The sequence below is a fragment of the Qingrenia yutianensis genome (assembly GCF_014385105.1).
Classification (GTDB): domain Bacteria; phylum Bacillota; class Clostridia; order UMGS1810; family UMGS1810; genus Qingrenia; species Qingrenia yutianensis.
This window is the reverse complement of sequence record NZ_JACRTE010000056.1, coordinates 1-1,971: the sequence shown is the minus strand read 5'-3', so window position 1 is coordinate 1,971 and position 1,971 is coordinate 1. Positions and strand designations below refer to the sequence as shown.

Here is a 1,971-nt window from a genome sequence, read left to right as displayed (position 1 = left end):
TTTTTTGATTGACATAAAAATTCCTCCTGTGATTTTGAATTTGTTTGCGTCCATTTCATTATATCACACTTTTTTCTGTCCATCAAATCTGGGAAGACGGCAATTAGGATACGCTTAATTATTATAAGGGAGTTTGCTAAATATTGTGAACACATGGGTATGGAATCCTATTGTAATTTTGAAATACCAAAAAAGTCTCATGCTTTTAAGCCATATATTTTTTCCGTTATTGAAATCAATGAATTTTTCGAAGTTGCTGATCGATATCCAAAAAAGAAAAGTACATATACCCATTTAGTTGTTCCTTTATTTTTTAGATTATTATACTATTGTGGACTAAGGTGCGCTGAAGCAATCAATCTTCACATCCGTGACATAAATATTAAAAATCAAACGCTATATATCGAAAAATCAAAATACGGAAAAAGTAGATATGTTCCAATGTCTGAGGATGTATTAAAACACATTATTGAATACATAAATATTGTACATAATAATTCAGACACGGATGCGCTGTTGTTTACAAATGTACATGGAGATCCACTAAGCGAAAAATGCATATACACGAAATTCAGAAACATACTTTGGAAGGCCGGAATAATGCATGGCGGTCGTGGTAATGGTCCGAGAATGCACGATTTGCGACATTCATATGCTGTGCACCGATTACAACAATGGATCGAAGATGGTGTAAACACAAATTCAATGCTACCATATTTGTCAGCCTATATGGGACACGAAAATATTTATATGACAGAAGAATACTTGCATTTAACATATGAGCAGTTCAGTCTTATTACTCAAAAAATGGAGCCATTCAACTCGGTTATTCCGAAAGTAGGTGATTATCTTGGTTAAAAAAGATTTCCCAGAATTTCTTTCTGAGTACTTGACTTCATATCTGCCCAATTATAAAAATGTTAGTAAAAATACAATAGCATCATACTGCGACACATTTAAGTTGTTTTTAAAATATTGCCGTGACCAAAAAGGTATTCCCGTCGAAAAAATCTCCTTCAAATCAGTAAATCAAGAGATTATTTTTGATTTTCTGGAATACATAGAGAAAGAACGCCTATCTTGTACTAACACACGTAATCAACGGCTTATGGCTTTACGCTCATTTTTTAAATATGTTCAAGCAGAATCTCCCGAAAATATCTTGTTGTGCAAGAAAGTATTAAATATTCCTGCGAAGAAACATACTACAAAAAGTATTAATTACCTTACAAAGGATGAAATTAAACTTATTCTAAAACAACCTGATGTTCAATCCAAACATGGCAGACGAGATTTAGCTTTACTCAGTTTAATGTATGATACAGGTGCAAGGGTACAGGAAATCATAGATTTGACACCGAGCGATATTCGTTTTGAATCTCCCGAATTTGTACGACTACTTGGCAAAGGAAGAAAAACAAGGGATGTTCCCTTACTAAAAAACACCGCTAACAATTTACACATATATTTAAAAGAGAATCATTTATTAGACGAATCCGCTAAATGTTATCCGGTTTTCACAAACCGAAACAAAAACAAACTTACACGTTTTGGAGTGATGTATATATTAGATAAATATTGCAAAATGGCTCAAGAGGAAGATCCTCTGTTCAAAACACATGTTACACCACATGTGTTGCGACACTCGAAAGCAATGCATATGTTGCAGGCCGGAGTTGATATAATATATATTCGAGACATTTTAGGACATGTAAGTATTGAAACCACCCAGATATATGCACATGCCGATATGTCAATGAAGATATCTGCTTTAAACACCTTGGGAAAAACGGAAACGCCTGTTCTACCTATATGGTTGGAAAACAAAAACCTTTTGGAATGGCTCCAAAATTTAGGTAGATAGATTTTATAGAAAATATTATGTTGAGAAAGAAAATAGACAAATCAAGTATTATAAGGCGTTGTCTATTTCTGCTCAACATAATATTTTAGCTTAGATAATATAGATTA

2 protein-coding genes are annotated in these 1,971 nt (G+C 33.2%); both read left to right on the top strand.

Going from position 1 to position 1,971, the window contains the following annotated elements:
* Window positions 1–159 precede the first annotated feature (159 nt).
* The gene (locus H8706_RS11950; protein WP_262432818.1) at window positions 160–858 is read left to right on the top strand and encodes a tyrosine-type recombinase/integrase; all 699 of its coding nucleotides are present in this window, start codon (window positions 160–162) and stop codon (window positions 856–858) included.
* Entirely contained in the window at window positions 851–1,864 is a 1,014-nt protein-coding gene (locus H8706_RS11945; RefSeq protein WP_394354578.1) for a site-specific integrase, read from the top strand. The genes H8706_RS11950 and H8706_RS11945 overlap by 8 nt, the downstream gene beginning before the upstream one ends.
* Window positions 1,865–1,971: the final 107 nt, after the last annotated feature.